General features: G+C 47.9%; 18 protein-coding genes and 1 tRNA gene. 13 read left to right on the top strand and 6 right to left on the bottom strand.

The genetic code is table 11. The features are described 5' to 3' along the window. The gene (gene mtgA, locus MoGM_RS04185; protein WP_199181765.1) at positions 1 to 714 is read left to right on the top strand and encodes a monofunctional biosynthetic peptidoglycan transglycosylase; all 714 of its coding nucleotides are present in this window, start codon (positions 1 to 3) and stop codon (positions 712 to 714) included. Positions 715 to 1121: 407 nt separating this feature from the next. On the opposite strand, the gene MoGM_RS04180 is transcribed toward mtgA, so the two are convergent. From MoGM_RS04180 to MoGM_RS04170, 3 genes are all read right to left on the bottom strand, one after another. Continuing rightward, complete coding sequence (locus tag MoGM_RS04180) at positions 1122 to 1697, bottom strand: DUF5106 domain-containing protein (RefSeq protein ID WP_104368879.1); 576 nt, start codon at positions 1695 to 1697, stop codon at positions 1122 to 1124. Between the two features lie 86 nt (positions 1698 to 1783). Continuing rightward, positions 1784 to 2284, bottom strand: a complete 501-nt coding sequence (locus MoGM_RS04175) for a low molecular weight protein-tyrosine-phosphatase (protein WP_104368878.1) — start codon at positions 2282 to 2284, stop codon at positions 1784 to 1786. Positions 2285 to 2527: 243 nt separating this feature from the next. After that, complete coding sequence (locus tag MoGM_RS04170) at positions 2528 to 2773, bottom strand: GlsB/YeaQ/YmgE family stress response membrane protein (RefSeq protein WP_104368877.1); 246 nt, start codon at positions 2771 to 2773, stop codon at positions 2528 to 2530. Positions 2774 to 3017: 244 nt separating this feature from the next. On the opposite strand from MoGM_RS04170, the gene MoGM_RS04165 reads away from it, so the two are divergent. Continuing rightward, positions 3018 to 3959 carry a nitronate monooxygenase family protein gene (locus MoGM_RS04165; protein ID WP_104368876.1) on the top strand — a complete coding sequence of 314 codons (942 nt, stop codon included), beginning with the start codon at positions 3018 to 3020 and terminating at the stop codon, positions 3957 to 3959. A gap of 86 nt (positions 3960 to 4045) precedes the next feature. On the opposite strand, the gene MoGM_RS04160 is transcribed toward MoGM_RS04165, so the two are convergent. The 3 genes from MoGM_RS04160 to MoGM_RS04150 all read right to left on the bottom strand — a co-directional run bounded on the left by MoGM_RS04160 (position 4046) and on the right by MoGM_RS04150 (position 10027). Then, complete coding sequence (locus tag MoGM_RS04160) at positions 4046 to 4552, bottom strand: hypothetical protein (protein ID WP_104368875.1); 507 nt, start codon at positions 4550 to 4552, stop codon at positions 4046 to 4048. A 161-nt stretch (positions 4553 to 4713) separates the two neighbouring features. After that, the gene (locus MoGM_RS04155) at positions 4714 to 5991 is read right to left on the bottom strand and encodes an MFS transporter (RefSeq protein WP_104368874.1); all 1278 of its coding nucleotides are present in this window, start codon (positions 5989 to 5991) and stop codon (positions 4714 to 4716) included. A gap of 178 nt (positions 5992 to 6169) precedes the next feature. Continuing rightward, a complete protein-coding gene (locus MoGM_RS04150) occupies positions 6170 to 10027 on the bottom strand; it encodes a DUF4922 domain-containing protein (protein WP_104368873.1) in 3858 nt (1285 codons plus the stop codon). Positions 10028 to 10290: 263 nt separating this feature from the next. Here MoGM_RS04150 and MoGM_RS04145 point away from each other — a divergent pair, with 263 nt between their 5' ends. From MoGM_RS04145 to MoGM_RS04095, 11 genes are all read left to right on the top strand, one after another. Then, positions 10291 to 10869 (top strand): Crp/Fnr family transcriptional regulator, encoded by a 579-nt coding sequence (locus MoGM_RS04145; protein WP_104368872.1) that lies wholly within the window; start codon positions 10291 to 10293, stop codon positions 10867 to 10869. Between the two features lie 59 nt (positions 10870 to 10928). Next, positions 10929 to 13028, top strand: coding sequence for a hypothetical protein (locus MoGM_RS04140; RefSeq protein WP_104368871.1), 2100 nt, complete (start codon positions 10929 to 10931; stop codon positions 13026 to 13028). A 332-nt stretch (positions 13029 to 13360) separates the two neighbouring features. Continuing rightward, on the top strand, positions 13361 to 14392 hold the full coding sequence (rlmN, locus tag MoGM_RS04135; RefSeq protein WP_104368870.1) for a 23S rRNA (adenine(2503)-C(2))-methyltransferase RlmN: 1032 nt from the start codon (positions 13361 to 13363) through the stop codon (positions 14390 to 14392). 2 nt (positions 14393 to 14394) lie between these two features. Continuing rightward, positions 14395 to 15354, top strand: a complete 960-nt coding sequence (locus MoGM_RS04130; protein ID WP_104368869.1) for a DUF4837 family protein — start codon at positions 14395 to 14397, stop codon at positions 15352 to 15354. A 9-nt stretch (positions 15355 to 15363) separates the two neighbouring features. Further along, a complete protein-coding gene (gene pdxA / locus MoGM_RS04125) occupies positions 15364 to 16497 on the top strand; it encodes a 4-hydroxythreonine-4-phosphate dehydrogenase PdxA (protein ID WP_104368868.1) in 1134 nt (377 codons plus the stop codon). Next, positions 16494 to 17543, top strand: coding sequence for a lysylphosphatidylglycerol synthase transmembrane domain-containing protein (locus MoGM_RS04120; protein WP_104368867.1), 1050 nt, complete (start codon positions 16494 to 16496; stop codon positions 17541 to 17543). The genes pdxA and MoGM_RS04120 overlap by 4 nt, the downstream gene beginning before the upstream one ends. Before the next feature lie 95 nt (positions 17544 to 17638). Further along, the gene (locus MoGM_RS04115) at positions 17639 to 18886 is read left to right on the top strand and encodes a sigma-54-dependent Fis family transcriptional regulator (RefSeq protein WP_104368866.1); all 1248 of its coding nucleotides are present in this window, start codon (positions 17639 to 17641) and stop codon (positions 18884 to 18886) included. 54 nt (positions 18887 to 18940) lie between these two features. Beyond that, complete coding sequence (gene lptE, locus MoGM_RS04110; protein ID WP_371410497.1) at positions 18941 to 19504, top strand: LPS assembly lipoprotein LptE; 564 nt, start codon at positions 18941 to 18943, stop codon at positions 19502 to 19504. A 6-nt stretch (positions 19505 to 19510) separates the two neighbouring features. Continuing rightward, a complete protein-coding gene (locus tag MoGM_RS04105; protein WP_104368865.1) occupies positions 19511 to 20272 on the top strand; it encodes a tetratricopeptide repeat protein in 762 nt (253 codons plus the stop codon). A gap of 2 nt (positions 20273 to 20274) precedes the next feature. After that, on the top strand, positions 20275 to 20688 hold the full coding sequence (secG, locus tag MoGM_RS04100; protein ID WP_104368864.1) for a preprotein translocase subunit SecG: 414 nt from the start codon (positions 20275 to 20277) through the stop codon (positions 20686 to 20688). A 90-nt stretch (positions 20689 to 20778) separates the two neighbouring features. Continuing rightward, positions 20779 to 20852, top strand: a tRNA-His gene (locus MoGM_RS04095). Positions 20853 to 21029 lie beyond the last annotated feature (177 nt).

The following is a 21029-nucleotide window of genomic DNA, read 5'->3' as shown; positions in this document are numbered from 1 at the left end:
ATGCTGTTGTTGAAGAAAATCAAGAAGATTTTAAGATGGATGGTGGTAGTCTTTTTAGGCTCCACCATTCTTTCTGTTGTGGCTTTACGTTTCTTGCCGGTTTATTTCACTCCGCTCATGTTCATAAGGGTTGGGCAACAGGTTATGGAAGGCAAGGAAATACGTTTGCGTCATACGTGGGTTCCGCTTGAAAAAATATCTCCCGATTTGCCCAAGGCCGTCATGGCAAGCGAGGATTCACATTTTCTTTCACATCATGGATTTGACTTTAAGGCTATAGAGAGCGCTGCTCGACGTAATCTCAGAAGCAACGGCAAGCGTAGGTTGGGTGCCAGCACTATATCACAGCAGACGGCAAAAAATGTTTTTTTATGGCCCGGACGCACGTGGACAAGAAAGGCGTTTGAGGTATATTTCACCGCTCTTATCGAATTGATGTGGAGTAAACAGCGCATAATGGAAGTGTACCTCAATTCCATTGAGATGGGCGACGGCATATATGGGGCTGAGGCTGTGGCACGCTCTAATTTCGGATGTAGCGCCGATGAGCTTACAAGCGGGCAATGTGCGCTTATCGCCGCGACTTTGCCTAATCCAATCCGTTTTGATTCTTCTCGTCCGAGTCCTTATGTCATAAAACGTAAAGCAAGGATACTTCACGAGATGAAATACGTAAAAAGACTCCCTCGTGAAGGTGAGGATATAGGCAAATGACGCTCTTTTACTCGATATTGTCTTGTCGGGTGTTTATACATTTTATTTATTGCTTATTCCGTTTTTTATTTTATAGCTTACCTTAATTATGCCTACCGGCAATTGCCGAGTTGGCAATAAGTTTCTTGTATCTTTTCTTTGGGAGTGGGGCAATTGGGCTTTTCTGTTTGTATGCGGTTGACTTTGCCTTGTGTGCACGGTCTTCTTTTGTGCTTTCTGTCATATATGTAAAGCGCACAGAGGCTCCCGGCAACGTGTTCCGGGAGCCTCTGTGAACAGCCGTCTACTGGCTGTCGGGCGCTTTTGCTCTCATATATATAGACTGTGTGTCGGTATTGCTATATCGTTCGCTTTGCGCTGTAGTCTTGCTTATGGCGGCATTCCTGCTTTTTATTATAGCGCGTTTTTTATTGTTGCGTGGTGTTTCCGCTCAGTGCGGCATGTATGAATGTCGGCATCACGTCTTTCGCCAACACCGTTTTCGAACTGTCGAGCATGTATATGGTGGGCATTGCCCTCAGAATGTAAGTTCCGCGCCGCTGTATATCCGAAATGTCGAAGCCTGCGAGCCATTCGGCCGGTAGCGAGTCCTTGGTTTCGTCCCACAGTTTGCGGTCGCCGTCGGAATATATAGCGAGCACGGTCACCCTGTTTTCTTGAGTGGCTTTGCGCAGTGCGGCATCATCTTTCAGCTCTTTCATTATTTCAGTGCAGTGTCCGCAGTCGGGGTCGTAGAACACGAGTACCGTAGTCTCGGCTTTTGTGCCGTGCAGCGAGCGTCGTCGGCCGTGCCTGTCTGTGTATTCGAAGTCGGCCGCAACGGTTCCGAGACGGTTTTTCTTCGCCGCTTTAAGGGCGAAAGCCGGTTTGGTCTTTTCCGTGTCATCGAGCAACGGGCTTCGCATGATTTCTTCGAGGAAAGTGATATACAGTTCTTCGTTGGGCATTGGTGAGTTTGGGTCGTAGAGATATTTCTCTGCCATGTGCTGTGTGCCGTGTGAAGTGACCCCAAAAAGTGAGCTGCACCCCAAAAGTTAGACAAAAAACTTTTGGGTGCAGTTCACGTGTGTCATCGGATGTCAAGGTCTTTTATTACCTGTTCGAGAAGCCCCTCGCATGCATCTTCGAGCAGCTCGATGACAAGCTCGAAGCCTCTGTCGCCGCCATAATAAGGGTCTGGCACGGATGTGTGTCCGGTGTGATTGCGAAGAAAGTCGGTCATCATCACCACACGGCTGCGCTCGTCTTTGTTGCGTGCCATGGCTGTAATGTCGGAATAGTTGTCGTCGTCCATCACCACGATATGGTCGAAACGCTTGAAATCGTCTCTCGAAAACTGTCTCGAACGGCTGCTGAAATCATATCCGTGGTCGGCTCCGTGGCTTCTCATCCGCCTGTCGGGCAGTTCTCCCTCATGCCAACCGCTGACACCGGCCGAGTCTATCTTAATCCTGTCTTCCAGGCCCCTGCGTTCCACGATGTGTCTCATTATTCCCTCCGCGGCCGGTGACCGGCATATATTGCCGAGGCATACGAACAGCAACGATGTGTTTTCTTTTATCTGTCTCATTGTCGTTTTGGTATGATGACGCTCTGCATCGTTAGGCTTTACACACGGTGGCCGGCGTCGGTTTCTATGCCGCAAAGATAGTGATTTTTACGCAAATAACGGCCGTCATGCCCGCAGTGTGCCAAATGGCGTGTGCGTATGGTGGCCGATATGCCCGTTTTTTTATAAAACCGCCGATAAACAATCATGGCGCAACCGGGTTGCGGCCCTGTCGCGCCATGATTATAGTATTAGAACACCTCCTTAACTTTTCTTGAATAATGATGCGATAAACAATAACGAAACGGCTCCGATAACCGCGGTCGCAAGCTGACCGATGGTTCCGCCCCAATAGATCCCCAGAGCATTGAATATCCAACCACCAAACGCTCCACCGACAACACCGAGAAGCAAATTGATCAAGCAGCCGTAACCGCCGCCTCTCATAATCTTACCGGCCAAGAAACCGGCTAAAATTCCGATAATAATCGAACCAATTAATCCTGTCATAACTCTCAAATTTTAATGCGTTAAACAATCTTTTTACTTATCTCATGCATCAGCTTCGGGCATCTGAGGGCAAGCAGTGTAGTGTTAATCATGGTTGCGCTCGACCTCGCGTTCATGCCTTTAAGTCTTGACACAGTGCAAAAATAAGGAAGAAAGACAGAGAAACGAAATATTTATAGATAAGTATTCACAAAAAAAGTTTATCTTTGCCATTATAAAGATAGATTAAGAAAAAAGGGAGCTTATGAACAGAATTTGTGATTTATTCGGCATCAAATACCCTATTATACAGGGCGGTATGGTGTGGTGCAGCGGATGGCGGCTGGCCGCTGCCGTGAGCAATGCCGGCGGCCTGGGACTGCTCGGCGCCGGGTCTATGCATCCGGAAACGTTGCGGGAGCATATAAGAAAGATGAAAGCGGCCACGGACAAGCCTTGGGGTGTGAACGTTCCGCTGATGTATCCTGAGATTGACAGGCTGATGGGAATAATCGTTGAGGAGGGTGTGAGAATAGTTTTCACTTCGGCGGGAAGTCCGAAGAAGTTTACGCCGATGCTCCACCAGGCCGGAATAAAGGTCGCTCACGTGGTGTCGAGCAGCCTTTTTGCACGTAAATGCGAGGAGGCCGGTGTGGATGCTGTCGTTGCAGAGGGATTTGAGGCCGGAGGACACAACGGCCGCGAGGAGACTACGACGATGGTGCTCATACCCCAGGTGAGGCAGGCTGTGGACCTGCCGCTGATAGCGGCGGGAGGAATAGGCAGCGGCAGAGCCTTTGCTGCGGCACGGATGCTCGGTGCCGAGGGCGTGCAGATAGGGACATTGTTTGCCCTTGCGGCAGAAAGCTCGGCCTCGGAGGCATTCAAGCGGAAGTGTGTCTCGCTCTCGGAAGGCGATACCATGCTGTGCCTGAAAAAGATTTCACCGACCAGACTGGTTAAGAACAGCCTGTATGATAAGGTGGCCGAGGCGGAAGCACGCGGGGCAGAAGCGGATGAGTTGCGTGAGATTATAGGCAAGGCGGCTTCAAAACGTGGAATATTCGAGGGCGATACAGACAACGGTGAACTTGAGATAGGCCAGATAGCGTCGGCAGTGGATGAAGTGATACCCGCCGGTGAGATTATAGGACGGCTGGTGAGCGAGTATCGTGATACACTCGGTGGGATTGCCGCTGAAGAATAATCAGGTGGTAAGATGAAAATATAAGAAAATCGGCTGAAGATGGAAGTCATCTTCAGCCGATTTTCTTTATGCGCCGCAGGCACTGATTACTCGTCGGCATCGTCAAAAGCGGCGTTGTGCTTTTTCGCCCAGTCGGTCCAGTCGCTGACTTTCACCAGATTGAACGACGCCAGTGTCTCGCCGGTATCCCAATCGTCGAGGTATCCTCTGAAACGCATGCCTCTGCCCACAGAGTATAACTCGTAGTCACGGATTATTATCCGATAGCCGTCATCGTAGTCGAGAAGGATCCGTCCGTTTCTCACTTCCCAATAGAATTTCGAGCGGTACACACGGTTCCAGTAGTATGAATAATCCTCTTCATAGCCGTATCCGCCGTTGGAGAAATCTCCGTCTTGCACGAACTGTATCTCAGTGTCCCACTGTCCGTCACGTCCGTATCTGTCGTTATAGTACTCGCCTTGTATCGTTCCCTGCCAGATACCGTTCATGTCGTATGCCTGATCCACGTCATCGTCAGTGCAACTTGCAAGCGAAAAGACCGTGAACACAGCCATCACAAGCGTCAATGTGTAGTTGTAAACCTTTCTCATATAATTAAGTGTTTATTTATTTGCATGTCGCAAAAGTAATAATTATTTTCCATGCCGCCAAAGTTTTTATCCTATTCCGGCATAGGGTTTCTCCTACTTTTGACAGGGGATTTCTCTTTGCCGATAATATGCGAGCGCTTTTACGACAGACAAACCGTTTGTTATTTGCCATTCGTTTTTTTGCCAAACTCAGGGTCTATTTTCAGGAATGACGACACAATGAACGTGAGTGAGCACGTAAGCATGACTATGATGAAAAACGTTCTGTAGCCCACCGCCTCCTGCAATGCGCCGGCAAAAAGTCCGGGTATCATCATAGAGAGAGCCATGAGGGCGGTGCACAGCGCATAATGGGACGTTTTGTGCTCTCCCCTGCTATAATATATAAGGTATAGCATGTATGCAGAAAAGCCGAAACCGTATCCGAACTGCTCCACAAATACGCAGGCATTGATTATTATCAGGTCGGAAGGCATCGCATAACTGAGATATACATAAACTGCATCGGGAAGCGTGATGGCGCATACCATTGGCCAGAGCCAGTGTTTAAGACCGTGGCTTCCGGCTGCTATCCCACCGAGAATGCCGCCTAATGTCAGTCCAACTACGCCCACAGTGCCCTGCACAAATCCATATTCGGCGGGCGAGAGGCCGAGTCCTCCGTTATGACCGGGGTCGATGAGAAACAGGGCCGACACCTTTGTGAGCAAGCCTTCGGGCATGCGATAGAATAGCATGAAGCATATACCCGCCCATACCTGTGGCTTACGGAAGAAAGTGACGAAAGTGTATTTCAATTCGGAGACAAGCATGCTGCCCGTCATACCGTCTCTGTCGCTGTCTTCGTCGGGACGCGGCAAAGCCCAGTTGTGATATAGCCAGAGGGCTATTAGCATTCCCGCCATGAAATAAAACATAAGGCTCCACGAGTAGCGTACGTTGCGGGTGAGCACTTCGAGGTTGCCCGCCAGCATCACGAGGAAGCCCTGTCCCACGATGGTGGCTATGCGGTAGAACGTGGAGCGGATGCCGACAAACAGTGCCTGGCAGTGCTGGTCGAGCCCGAGCATATAGAAACCGTCGGCCGCGATGTCGTGAGTGGCGCTCGCAAAAGCCATCAGCCAGAAGAAGAACAGCGTGCCTTGCAGCCACCACGGTCCCGGAACGGTAAATGCCACACCGCCCAGCGCAGCTCCGACGAGTAGCTGCATGGCCGTTATCCACCAACGCTTTGTCTTGACAAGGTCTATGAACGGACTCCAAAACGGCTTTATGACCCACGGCAGGTAGAGCCATGATGTGTATAGGGTGATATCGGTATTTGACATACCGAGACGCTTATACATTATCAGCGATATTGTCATCACCGTGACGTATGGTATTCCCTCGGCGAAATATAGCGTGGGAACCCATGCCCACGGACTGCGTGTTTGCTTCATTTGCTTTGCTTATCTTTATATCTTTCTTTTTAAATCGGGAAACATTTGGTTTTCCCGTCGTAAGGTGTTTTGGTTTTATAAAAAACGGACTTTGTGCTTTTTAGCAATGAGATCTGCGCTTTTTCGTAATGTAATCGACGCTTCTTTGTAATGGAATCCGTATTTTTTCTTTTCGTAATCAATATATCTTCTTTATCTCGGCGCCACGGTAATAATGCAGCAGGATACTGTCGTAGCCATATCCCCGGGCACCCATCACGGCCGCTCCGATTTGGCACAGGCCGACACCGTGTCCCCAACCGGCTCCGATTAGCGTGAAACGGCCGGGTATTCCGTTTACTATATCATACTTATCCACGACAAACGCGCTGCTGTAAAGATGCGTATCGCTGAGTGTACGGCGTATTTCCAGCTCTTTACCGATGGTGAACGTCTTGTTAGTGCCGACTATCTTCAACTTTGATATGCGTCCGCTCTTGCCTCGTTCCAACGGCACGAGGTCGGCAATGTCTCCGAAATCGTCTTTCAGTTTGTCGCTTATCAGTTTGGAAAGTTCTTCCTGCGTGTACTCTACGCGCCAGCGATAGAAGTCGGGTGTCTCGCAGTCGTAGTCGTTCAGCACCTGCGACAATATGCTCTTGTCCGCCGTGTTGCAGAAGGCGTCGGGCGAACCGCGCAGCCATGATGATATATCAGCGTATTGTTGATCGGGCGTTGAGGATAGTGATGTTCCGTTGGCATTCGTCATGTCGCCGTTATTCACTTGACATCCGCAATCTTTCATTCCACGTTTGCTTGCTTCGTGAGAAATGTCACGCACCGCCACGAGATACGGTTTCGGAGTGTCTTCCCAGCAATACTGGAACTCTTCCGTTATTCCGCCGCAACACTTGCTGAACCTTGCGTCGCAAATCTCGTTGCCGTATGTGAGTATCCGTCCGCGAGTGGCCTTCACCGCCTCTTCAACCGCACGGTTGTTGGCTCTCGTAATGCCTTGGTATCTCTGGCAGTGATCGTCGGCACATACATCGAAAATGGTGTGGTCTTCACGGTCGTACCACCTTATCAGCTCATCTTCTTTCTTGGTGAATGAGAAAAAGCCGTTATGGCCGTCTTGCAATCGGCCGCGCTTCTCCATCTGAGCCAGCAGCCAGCTGCGTGATATAACGGCGTGGGCTTTGAGCAACTCGGGCGATGACGTGGCTTTCATCTCGCTTGATATCACGCTGGCAAGGTAATCTTCCACAGGCAATATGTTGATTGCCGTTATATTGTCGGCATCCACCACGAGACGCAGGGTGCCGCAGAAAACCTGTGTCTCTTTTCGTTCCCAGTGGAAGTTTACGCCAATAGTCACGTCGTGCAGCGAGAATGAGGCACCGTCGGCCTGCGGCGTAAAGGTCAGTTCGTGGTATTGGTTTCCGTTCCATAGTATGGTACCTTCAAGAAACTCTACCGTTTGCTCACCTTCTATCGTCTCGCCCTTGGCTGTATACGGGGCGTTCAACGAGAAAGATATTTTCCGTCCGCTTACTATGCCCACGTTCACTTCTGGTACGTTGAACGATATCGACACGGTGTTGTCGTCCGTTTGCAGTGCCCTCTCAGTCTCTTTCATTCGTTCAGCCATGCCCTTCGCGTCTTCACCGGTCATAGCCACCTCCCTGAGTATGCCTATGGCGATGTCAGGAGTAAGCCTGTCGAAATCATCGGCTTGCGGCGTTATTATGAGTCCGGCCATGTCGAGCGCACCCGGGCTGACCATAAACCGTGCGTCACCCTCCGCAGAGTAGCATTCAGGACGGTGCTTGCGGCGTGGGAACACCACCGATATATATTCGTCGTCCGACCGCCAGCTCACGATGTTCATCATCGGTTCGGTGTCGTCAGCGCCCATAGGCAGTGCGGAGTATAGTTTGTTGAAAAGCCTTGTTCCGGCCTCGGCCGTGCCGCTGCGCACGAGAAATGCCGTGCAGGGGTAGTCAGTAACCATATAAATGCCTGTGGTATCGTCTTCCGCTATCACAGGCGAAAGGTTGCGGCAGAGCCGCTGCCAGTCGCGCTGCAAAGGCAGCACGCCGCTCGTTCCGGCCTGAAAGTGCGCATGGTCGGGAGCCGACGCCCCGCACTTGGGTCCGTTATAGAATACCATCATGTCGGGATATTTGTCGAGAATGGCATATATCTCGCCGTAGCAACAGCCTATGAGTTGCGGGCGATGCGTGCGTGCAGGTATGGTGAAGTGCATCGGCAATATAGGGAACGGGTTTACAAGCAACTCGAAATCATCGTCTATGGTGCGTTTTATTTGTAGACCGGGGCGGTTTGCCTCGCACAGGAAACAGGGGCGGGCGGCAATGTCGTTTTTGGCGATGCTTGCTCCGGTAGACACGATGCGGGCCGGATTATACTGAGCCACGAGCGTGAAAGCACCGCACGGCAGTTCGCGCGTCTGCGCCCCCCTGAGTTCCCTGTAGCGTCTGCGGGCTTCCGGCCATGTCTCCATCTGCCGTGCGAAGAAACGCCTCACCGCAAAGTCTTCCTTACCGTGTTCCCGTTCGCTGTTCATCCTGCGGCGGGCCGCTATCTCTATGGTGCGCAGCCGGTCTTTGTAAGTGTTGTTGGCGTTAATCTTCTCTATGCCGAGAGCCGCGTCGCTGTTGCCAGACCATCGCCGGCATAGATACAGTTCGCTGTATATGCGGCCTATCCTGTAATGCCTTGAGAATATGAGTCCGAGGGCGTAATCCTCTCCATAGCTCGTGTTTGGGAACTGCACCTGGCGTAGTAACGGGGTGAAAAACGCCCTTGGGGCACCCAGCCCGTTTATTCGCAGGGCATTGTTTGGCCCGTTTGTGTCCGTCCACTCACGGTGGTCTATCACCCCCGGAGGCAGGGTGTTCAGCTCGAAATCACACATCCTGTAAGAGCCTACTATCATGGCGGCCTTCTGTTCTCGGAATGCATCGACAATGGTTTGAAGCGTGTTTTCGGAACTGTAAAGGTCATCGCTGTCGAGCTGTACGGCAAAGCGGCCGCACCGACAGTCGTTTATAGCCATGTTCCAGCACCCTCCTATGCCCAGATCCGTACGCTCCGGATGTAATGCGACGAGCCGTCCGGCGGCCTGTTCGGATTGATGACTGGCGATGAGTTCCGTCGTGCCGTCGGTCGAGTGGTTGTCTACCACGATAACGTTGTAGTCGAAATCCGTTTTCTGCGACAGCGCGCTTTTAATCGCGTCGCCGATTGTGCCCACACGGTTTCTCACCGGTATGACTACCGATGCCTCCACGGGGAAGTCCTGCTCGGCGAAGTCGGGGCATGGATATGTGCCGCTGTCTATTCTCGCTCCGATGGCATCGAGGTGTGCCGTCACTGCGTGTTCCATTTCTATCTGTACCTCTCGGTTGGCGGGGTCTACATAGTCAAACTGCTTGATGCCGCTCGCTCTCGTGTCCGTTTCCTCTTCGGTATACAGATATTCGTTGAGATGGAACACCGTTCCCTCACGGCTGAGAAACAGCCGCAGGTCGTAAAGTCCGGCATAGCGGTATGACGATGAGAGCCGGTCGGCGTATTTGCGCAATAGCTCCGTATTGACGAGAAGCACCGAGCCGAAGTCGAAATCATCCCTTACGCTGCCTTCCTGGTAGTCTGTGACCGGATGTGCGACACGCTCCCCGCCGACAGTCTTGTAATGGTCGCTGTATGTCAGAGCCGCCCCTGAGTCCGCCGCCACGCGGAGCATGCGCTCCACTGCTTTCATGCCCAAGGTCACGGATACAGGCTTGGTCAGCAACAGTGTGTATTCGGCTGTGGCTGCTGCGGCCATCCTCTTTATCGTCTCGGTGTCTGCCATGCCGCATGTCTCCATAAGAGTGCAGCCTTCCGGCAGTATGGTGTCTTCCTCATCCGCCCTGCGGGCCATTATGTTGATATGGCGTACGACACCGCTGCCAAGCAGTGCCTCTGTCATAGGCTTCAATGCGGCGAAATCGCCGCAGGCGAGGAAGCAATCTATCTTTCCTGTCATGATGCTTGTATGATTGTTTATGTTTTTATCTTTCGTAAAATCTCTAAGTAGCGCAAAATTAATTAAAATAGGTGTAATAAACGAATATTCGGCCGGCGAAAATGGAACGTGGGTGGCGAAACATGCCGTTTGCGACATAAAACGATATATAAGGAAAGGATTTTATTCCGTTAGCTGTTTGGTCTAAATAAAAGATAAATAATTACAGTCACTTAATCGCTGGGCCGGAATATTTAATTAACTTTGCAACATCAAATAGCAGAATGGACAAGTTCAACCCTTACATATCAGAAATTGATATTGATTACTGGCGTGGCCTATGTGTCAGGGAGGGAGTACTGCGCCATTACCGGGCAGGTGATTTTTTCTTGCAAGCGGGAAAGACAGGACGTTTTATCGGTTTTGTCAAGACCGGTATTCTCAAATACATTGTAACTGATTCCGATGGTAATGAGCATATCATCAATCTGGAATTTGCAGGAGAGTTTGTGGCCGATTTCCCTGATTCTATTTATGGCATTCCATCAAAAGTTTCAATCAAGGCAATTTCTCCGTGTGAGATTTATTGTGTTTCGACCGGTATGTTGCGCAACCGCATGTATGCTGACAGTGAATTTCAATTTATAGTATCCAGGACAAGCGAAAAACTTTTCAGGCAAGTTTACGAAAGACTGATTGAATCATATACAATTGCGCCGAGGGAGCGGTATGAGCAACTTGTCGCCAAATATCCGGGATTATTTGAAATGTTCCAACTCAAAGACATTGCTTCTTTCCTGAGAATTACGCCGGGGCACCTTAGTCGATTGCGTAAAGAAATTAAAGAAAAATATCCGGATTAACAAATGTGAAGCCTTATGTGAGTTTTTAAACATAACTTTGCCGAAAAAATCAATCAGGTATGAACAGAACTATATGTATTTTTACGGCGATGTTTTGCTTTTTTATTGGATGTAATGCGCAGAAAGAGGGTACGGATTCTATCCAAGCACATGAATTAGAAGAAGTTGTGGTTAAGGCACAACTTCAACATACATCTGCCACCGGCACAATTTATATACCAACTTCCAGACAGAAAAATTCGGCACAGAGTGCCATGGATCTTCTTAAAGTGATGGGTATTCCTCAAATTAGAGTTAATCCGATAGACGAAAAAGTGACAGATAACTTTGGTGGTGATGTTGGGATATACATCAATTATCTCCAAGCGTCAAAAGAAGAAATGGATGGTCTTCGTACAGCCGATGTCAGGAAAGTAGAATACCTTGAATTCCCGACAGATTCTCGTTTTCGCGGGCAATATAAAGTGATCAACATCGTTGTCAGGGAATATGTTTACGGAGGATATACCAAACTGGCCGCTAACGAGAATTTTTTGCTTGGTTTGTCAAGTCATGTTAATGTCTTTTCCAAGTTCACATACAAACGGATGACATACGATTTATATTTAGGAGCGAGCAACAGGAGCGACAGTCATGATGGGAGTTCCACCAAAGGTATTTATTCATTACTTAAAGACGGAAAACCGTTTATTGTAAACAGGATAGAAACCCTTGAAGGTTCCAAGTTCAAACAAAATCAATATCCCATAACTTTCCGGGCAACATATAGTTCGGATAAAATACAGATCCGCAACACTTTAGGTTTTCAGCACCTTGCCAATCCATGTATTTACCGAAAGGGCACGCTTGATTATATTCCAGAAACGGTAGGTGGAGGGGATAATACTTTTGAACGAAATAATCCGCAACGGAAAAATTCATGTTCATATACCGGCTCTTATTTCTTTTTTCTCCCTAAAAACTTTTCTTTCGATGTATCACCGGTATTCAACTATACACATACTGATGATTTTACAGAGTACTCGGCAAGAAACTCCACTCCTATTTTACGGCAGGCAAGGGAAGATGCCTATAATTTCAGAATAGACGGGTATCTGAGAAAGAGTATCGGGCAAAAACACTCCCTTATGTTGGGAGCAAATGGAGGACAATGGAGTAATAATCTTCATTATACCGGAACCAATGTTTACAACGATAAATTCAGTAATGGTTTTGCCGCATGTCTGGTTGGGTATAATTTTCAGATACCGAAAATAGCGGTAAATTGTGATGCCGGATTTGCCTGGGAGAACAGTTACATCAATGGACAAAAGAAAGATGACAGATATCCGTTTGCCCATATAAATGTGCGATATTCCTTGAACAACAAGAATATGTTCTCGGCCTATTTTCAATATGCGAGCAACACCGCTGGCATAACAGAAAAAACGACAGACATATTACAGGAAAATGAACTGATGTATATCTCTGGGAATCCTGATTTGAAAAACAGCCGGCATATGACGGTGAACCTTGCCTATACATGGTTGCCGTCAAATTCTTTCGGCATGAGTGCCTATGGACGTTTTTTCGGCTTGTATGACCGAATGTTCCAGACTTATACTCATTACAATGATGGCTTGGCTTTGCTCAGAAATTGGGTTAATGACGGAGATTATCTATCAGGCGTGGTTGGAATGGCTTTCAGTTGGAAACCGCTAAATGGGAAACTTCAACTTTACGCTAATCCCGAAATGGGTTTTCATAAAATAACAGGGACTTGTCCGTTGGATTATAATCCTTTCCAACTCAGCATTAGGGTTGCATACTACATTAATCAATTCTATTTTCAAGGATTATATGAAACGCCGCAAAAAAGTTTGAGTCTTAACACAAACACCATCTATCACAAAAGTAACTATTACAGCTTGACCGCAGGTTGGTCAGATTTGGATTGGAATATCAGACTTTCTGTCTATAATTTCTTAAACAAGGGGTGGGAAAACTCTACATCGGAATTCAAAACTACATTATATTCGGAAGCGAGCACTAACTATGGCAACAATTATCATCCACGCATAAATATATCAGTTACCTATACTTTCGGCTACGGCAAAAAAGTACAGCGTGGCAACGAAGTCGGTGAACAGTCAGGTGCGGCTTCCGCAATATTGAAATAGAAGCAGTTACAATATTTCCCAATGAAAATTTTCTATATAATAGCCCAAACGTGAAAGTTCCTAATCACAGCATCTCCATGGATTGTTTTTTATAAGTTTGGAAGATAATGTCGGTAAACGGCCTTTACCAGTGTATAACCAGGTTGTTCCTTCCGTATTCGCTGAAGGTTGATTGCAAAAGTAATGATGCGGCGAAAAAAACACGGTTAATTTTCGATACTTAATCATCATCAATGGTAAGGCACAGGCAAAAAGACACAAAACAAATGATTTATTTTGTCATTCGGATGATTTGCAGTAACTTTGCAAGTTAAAGGAAAGACATAAATACGATGAAAATCGGAAAGAAAACACTCATGGGAATGACTGACAGCGAGCTGAAAGCGGTTGTCGACGTTCTTGGTATGCCTCGTTTCACGGCCGGGCAGATTGCACGCTGGCTATATACGGCGCACGTGAAAAGCATCGACGAGATGACAAACCTGTCGAAAGCCAACAGGGCACGGCTTTCCGAAGAATACACCGTGGGGGCTATGGAGCCGGCAGACTGTCAGCGGTCTGTTGACGGAACGGTGAAATACCTGTTTCCGACGGCGGACGGCAAGTTCGTGGAGACTGTTTTCATACCCGATAAAGAACGTGGAACGCTGTGCGTATCGTCGCAGGTGGGATGCAAGATGAATTGTCTTTTCTGTCAGACTGGCAAACAGGGATTTGAAGGTAACCTCACAGCCGGAGACATAATAAACCAAATATACTCGCTGCCCGAAAGGGAACGGCTTACCAACGTGGTGTTTATGGGGCAGGGAGAGCCGATGGATAACCTCGACAACGTGTTGAGAGCCACACGGATACTCACGTCAGCCTACGGCTATGCATGGAGCCCTAAGCGTATCACGGTGAGCAGCGTGGGTGTGAAAAACAAACTGCGTCGCTTTCTCGACGAGAGTGATTGCCATGTGGCGATAAGCATGCACTCGCCGTTGCATGAGCTGCGGCTGTCTCTCATGCCTGCGGAACGGCAGATGCCGATAGCCGACGTGGTGGAACTTCTGAGACAATATGATTTCACAGGGCAACGGAGAGTATCGTTTGAATATATAGTCTTCGACGGTGTCAACGATACTCAGGCACACGGACGTGAGATAGTGAGACTGCTCGATGGTCTGGAATGCCGCATGAATCTAATCAGATTTCACGCCATACCTGATGTGGCGCTCCGCACTACGGACGACAGGAGGATGGAAGCGTTGCGCGATTATCTGACATCGCACGGAGTGTTTACTACCATAAGGGCAAGTCGGGGGCAGGATATTTTCGCAGCCTGCGGATTGCTATCCACGGCTCATAAGAACCAGAATTAGGGATGATGAGATTTTTTGGGGGGAGCATGTCGCTGGTGCTTGTCCTGTCGTTTGCGGGGTGTGATGGCGGAATATCTATTCGACCCAAAAGCGGAGGACACCCATACGAGGTTCTTGTCACAGGAGAGGATCCTGCGGCCGTGGCTTTGTTGAAAAACATTATAGAAAAAGATGCGGTGCCAGGACTGCCGCAGAGCGAACCGAAAATTGACGTTTCGACGGTAAACGGTGAAATAGGGCAAGTCATTAAATACGCCCGTAACATGGTAGTCGTCGTAATAGACGGTAACGAATATACGGCAACGAGGGTAAGATACGAGAGAAACGTTTTTGCCGAACCGCAGATTACAATATATGTGGGGGCACCCTCGGTAGAGCGACTGAAAGCCGATTTGGAAAGAACGGGCAGGACGGTAAGCGGTCTTATAGAGCGTTTCGAGACGGCGACGGCAATATCGGAACTTAAAAAAACAAGCGACAGGAAAGTCGGGAAAGAGGTGGCTAAGTCATTCGGAGTGGACATTTATATTCCGATGGGGTTGAAACCTGTGAGACGGAGCCGGCATTTTATGTGGTTATCTGACAATTCGGCCACATCGATGCGCAACATCTGTATATATACTTACGTAGGAACAGACATGTCGCCGGAAACCGTAATCGTAAAGCGGGACAGCATATTGCGGGTAAACATGCCGGGAGAGACCGATGGAATGTATATGAGGACGGAACGGAAAGCGGTAGCGCAAGCGGCCGGGATTGTCGAAAACGGACAGGTGAGGACTGTGGTCAAAGGGTTGTGGCAGATGGAAGGAGACGCAATGGGAGGACCGTTTGTGGCGCACGCCGTGGCAGACAGCGTGAACGGGCGGGTAATCGTGGCGGAAGGATTCGTATATGCACCCGGAAAGAAAAAGAGAAACATTATAAAGCAGCTCGAAGCTGCACTATATACACTAAAATAACACGTTTTTATGGAAGACAGACTGATACGCGTGGCTATCACGCACGGCGACACTAACGGCGTCGGATATGAGGTAATACTTAAAACATTTGAAGAGCCGGGCATGCTCGAATTGTGTACACCTATTATATATGGTTCGCCGAAAGCGGCGGCATATCATCGCAAGGCACTTAACATTGAATCGAATTTCAGTATCATCAGCAATGCGGAAGAGGCTCAGGACGGGCGTGTAAATATGCTGACCACATTTGATGAAGAGGTGAAAATAGACATGGGGCAACCTTCGATAGAGGCGGGAGAAGCCGCTCTGAAAGCTCTCGACAGGGCAATGACCGACTACCGGGCAGGACTGTACGACGTGCTTGTGACGGCTCCGATAAATAAAAATACGATACAGAATGAGATGTTCAGTTTTCCGGGGCATACGGAATATATCGAACATTGTATCGGCGATGGTAAGAAAGCTCTGATGATACTGATGAACGGTAATCTGAGGGTGGCTCTCGTGACGACCCATCTGCCGATAAAAGATGTGGCAAAGGCTGTTACCAAGGAAGCCGTAATAGAGAAAACAAGAATATTTCACGAGACGCTGAAGCGCGATTTGCGTATTGATAATCCGCGTATCGCCGTACTTGCGCTGAATCCGCATGCCGGAGACAATGGACTGCTGGGCACGGAAGAGCAGGAAGTGATAGCGCCGGCAATAGAAGAGCTTGAAGCCGAGGGAATACAGGCGTTCGGTCCTTATCCGGCAGACGGCTTTTTCGGTAGTGGCGCTTACAACAGATTTGATGGCGTGGTGGCAATGTATCACGATCAGGGACTGGCTCCGTTTAAAGCTCTCGCGGTGGAAGACGGTGTGAACTATACGGCCGGACTGCCGGTGATCCGCACATCTCCGGATCATGGTACGGCATACGATATAGCCGGAAAAGGTGTAGCCGATGAGAACTCTTTCCGTCAGGCAGTATATACAGCGATAGATATTTTCCGCAACCGCAAGAACCATGATGAGCCGATGGCTAATCCACTGCCAAAGCTATATCACGAAAAAAGGGATGACAGCGAGAAGACACGCTTTGCAATTCCTAAGGCAAGAGAACAGTTTAAACGCGAGGAGAAACAGCAAAAAGAGGAATGAAGAAGAAATACCAAAACGGATTTTTCATCTTCGGACTCGCTGTCCTTGTAATAATGGTCACGCAACTCGACATCGCTCAGGTTTGGGCTGGGTTGCAGAGGGCTGGCTATTGGTTTCCGGCAGTGATAGCACTGTGGTTTTTTCTGTATATCTTCAATACATCGGCATGGTATATAATCATCAATTCGTCAGGTGGAAGGGATAAAGCGAAGAACGGATATGGGAAAGATGACGCAGGAAGTGAAGAGGCAAAAGCGGATGGTGGCGGTAGCAAGGTCGCTTTTTGGTGGCTTTATAAAATCACAGTATCTGGATTTGCGCTCAACTATGCCACGCCGGGCGGACTGATGGGAGGCGAGCCTTACCGTATAATGTCGCTTTCACCGAAGATAGGGACAGAGAGAGCGTCATCATCGGTGATACTGTATGCCATGACGCATATATTCTCGCATTTCTGGTTTTGGCTGTTATCCATATTTCTTTATATACTTACTCAACGGGTAAACTTTTTCATGGGGATAATGCTTTCGGCTGTTGGAGCGTTCTGCCTGCTGGCTATTTGGTTTTTCCTAAAAGGCTATAAGAAAGGCATAGCCGTGAGGTGCATGAACGTGCTGAGACGCTTCCCGATGATCAGGCACAAGGCGCAAGGCTTTTTCGAACGGCATAGAGAACAACTCTCGGCGATAGACACGCAGATCGCGGCACTGCACAATCAAAACAGGAGGACATTTGTGACTGCCGTTTTTCTCGAACTTGCCTGTCGTGTGGTATCGGCATTGGAGATATATTTTATTCTGTTGGTTATCATGCCTGACGCAAGTTATGTAAGCAGCATACTTACGTTGGCTTTCACATCGCTGTTTGCGAACATGCTTTTTTTCATGCCTCTGCAACTCGGCGGACGGGAAGGAGGGTTCCTCATGTCGGCAAACGGACTGGCAATGACTGCAAACGCAGGTATATTCGTGGCGCTGATTGTAAGGATCAGGGAATTGATATGGACCGCGATTGGGCTTCTTCTCATCAAGTTCGACAAGAGGTGAGCATATTGCCGCACACTGTCGTAAATGTGTGAAATTGTAAAAAAGCGATAAGTATAGGTTTGAAGTCAAATAAATTTCGTAATTTTGTAGGCTGAATGAAAGTCTCCGAACTGCAAAATATCAAACAAAGATACAACATCGTGGGAAACTGCGAAGCGTTGAATCATGCGCTTGACGTGGCTCTGCAAGTCTCGCCAACAGATTTAAGTGTGCTTATAGTGGGAGAAAGCGGTGTCGGAAAGGAGATAATTCCGCGGGTGATACACGACAACTCGCCAAGGAAACGCGAGAAATATTTTGCCATCAACTGCGGATCCATACCAGAAGGAACTATTGACAGCGAGTTGTTCGGACATGTGAAAGGTTCTTTTACTGGTGCCATAAACGACAGTCTGGGATATTTCGGAGTGGCAAACAAAGGAACATTATTTCTTGATGAGGTGGGGGAGCTGCCTTTGGCGACACAGGCCAGGCTGCTGAGAGTGCTCGAAACGGGTGAATATATTCCCGTGGGAGCCACGGAAGTGCGGAAGACCGATGTGCGTATAGTGGCCGCCACGAACGTGAACATACGCAAAGCTATCAGCGAGGGGCGTTTCCGTGAAGATTTGTATTACCGCCTTAACTCAATACCGATACAGATGCCTCCGCTCCGTGATCGCGGTGAAGACATCGCGTTGCTTTTCCGACTGTTCGCGATGCAGATGGCGGAGAAGTACAGAATGGAGAAAGTGACGCTCACGGAAGATGCCAAACAGATGTTGATGAAATATAAATGGCCGGGAAATGTGAGGCAGTTGAAGAACATCACAGAACAAATCTCAATCCTGAGCACAGAGCGTTCCATAACGGCGGATATACTGAAAAGGTTTATTCCGCAGGATCAGGAGAGCACACAGCTCATAGCCATAAATAAAGGAAGCGATCACAGTTTTGAGAACGAGAGGGAAATTCTCTATAAGATACTGTTCGAACTGCGCGGAAACGTGAATGACCTGAGACGTGAGGTGGGAATGTTGAAAAAACAACTCGATGACAAACAGGGCGGAGCAATAGTGTCAAAGGAAGACAAGAAGATCGCCGTAAATAATGCTACACCAACAATCACCACTCCGCAAATATATATACAACAGCCCCAAAAGCCGGTGGCGGAAGATGCAATAGCGGAAGAATATATAGAGCCGGAAAGAGAGCCTGAAAGTCTCAACCTGAGTGACGTGGAGCGACAAATGCTCGAAAAGGCATTGGAGAGGAACGGAGGCAACCGTAAAAAAGCCGCATTGGAACTCGGTATATCGGACAGGACACTGTATCGGCGTATCAAACAATACGGACTGGAATAAAGGATATATGATAATACAATACAAACAAGCCAAAAGAATATATCAGACAAGCTGATGACAAATATTTTATCATACATAAAACAGATGTCCCGAACCGGACAAAAGTCCGGCTCGGCACTTTTGTCTTTACTGGTATGTATCGCTATTATTACCGTAACCTCATGTTCAATATCATATAAATTCAATGGAGCGAGCATTGATTACAGCAAGACAAAGACCATACAGATAGCCGACTTTCCTATACGGTCGAATTATGTATGGGGTCCGATGGCGAGCATTTTCAATAATCAACTAAAGGATATATATGCCAACCATACGCGACTGATACAGGTTAAACGTAACGGGGACATGAAGGTGGAAGGTGAAATAACGAGATATGAACAGCGAAACAAGGCCGTGTCGAGTGAAGGCTACTCGGCACAGACGGAACTGTCAATGACCGTGAATGTCAGATTTACCAATAACGCAAACCACTCGGAAGACTTTGAAAGGCAGTTTACGGCGACTTCAACATACGAAACGACACAGTCGTTGAACTCTGTCCAGGAAGAGCTTGTGACACAAATGGTAAAAGAAATAACAGATCAGATATTCAACGCTACGGTAGCTAACTGGTAAGAAGAAATGGACATAACAGAGCTTATAAAACATCCGGAACAACTTGACAGGGAGACACTGTACGAACTACGCTCCACACTTGCGCTGTATCCATACTTTCAGACGGCAAGATTGCTGATGCTGCAAAACCTATACCTGTTGCATGATCCATCGTTTGATGAGGAATTGCGCCGTGCGGCAATATATATCACAGACAGAAAAGTTATCTTCCGGCTTGTCGAGGCGGCGCACTATCGGTTGCCACAGAGACATAGAGATAACGAAGCGGAAAAAGAAAAGTCGGAAGAGGATATTAACAGAACCATAAATCTTATTGACAACTTTCTTGATTCCATACCGAAAGAAGAGGTAAAGGAAGGGAAAAAGAAACGTCGTCCCACACCGGCTGATGCTGCGGTAGACTATGTCGCGTATCTTCTTGAAAGCGAGGAAGACAGCGATAAAGACGGTGAAAACGTTCCACTGTTGAAAGGGCAAAGCCTGATAGATACTTTTATCGAAAACGATAAAGGCAAGATTGTGCTGAGCGAAACACCGCAATTCACGCCTGAGACGGAAGCGAATGGTATCAATGAGGAAAAAGACGGAGATGAAAGCTATTTTACAGAGACACTGGCCAGAATTTACATAAAACAAGGCAGATATTCAAAGGCTTTGGAAATTATTAAGCGATTAAGTTTGAATTATCCAAAAAAAAATGCTTACTTTGCAGACCAAATACGTTTCTTGGAGAAATTGATAATAATAAATAATAATAAAATAAAGTAAAGATGTACACATTATTAGTAATTCTTATTGTATTGGCAGCCATTCTGATGATTGGCATTGTGCTGATTCAGGAATCAAAAGGAGGAGGACTTGCTTCCAATTTTGCCTCTTACAATCAAATTGGCGGTGTCCGCAAAACAACTGACGTAGTGGAGAAGACCACATGGGGATTGGCAGCCGCAATGGTTGTCATCAGTATTTTTTGTGCTTATGTGGCTCCGCAGGCTACAACAAACAGTTCTGTAATGGAGAATATAGAGAATCCGACGGCAAATCCTAATAATTTGCCTGGTTTCGGTGCAAGCCAGACGCAGGAGACTGCCCCGGCCAAAGAAACAGCGACTCCGGCTGAAGGAACAACTCAGAATGTGGCTCCCGCAGCATCACAAGATGCTCCCGCACAGCCCGCTCAGTAATAAAAAGATAAAAAAGTACATGATTTATTTGGTTAATTCAAATAAATCATGTACCTTTGCACTCGCTTTAAAAGAGCAATCAACAACACGGTGGATGTAGTTCAGTTGGTTAGAGCGTCAGATTGTGGTTCTGAATGTCGTGGGTTCGAGCCCCACCACCCACCCGGTAGTAAATAAGCGGAAATCCTATAAATAAAGGGTTTCCGCTTGTTCTTTATAATTGGAAAAGCGCAATAAGTATTATACAAGTGACATAAAAAGCTACAAGTAATAAGGGGTCAGCGGATTTTTCGGGTCAGCGGATTTTTCCGGTGGGCGGGAGAGAGTATCAAGAGTATAAT

It is taken from the genome of Prevotella sp. MGM1 (assembly GCF_002933775.1).
Lineage (GTDB): Bacteria > Bacteroidota > Bacteroidia > Bacteroidales > Bacteroidaceae > Prevotella.
The sequence above is the reverse complement of the archived record's forward strand: the minus strand, read 5'-3'. Positions and strand labels throughout refer to the sequence as shown.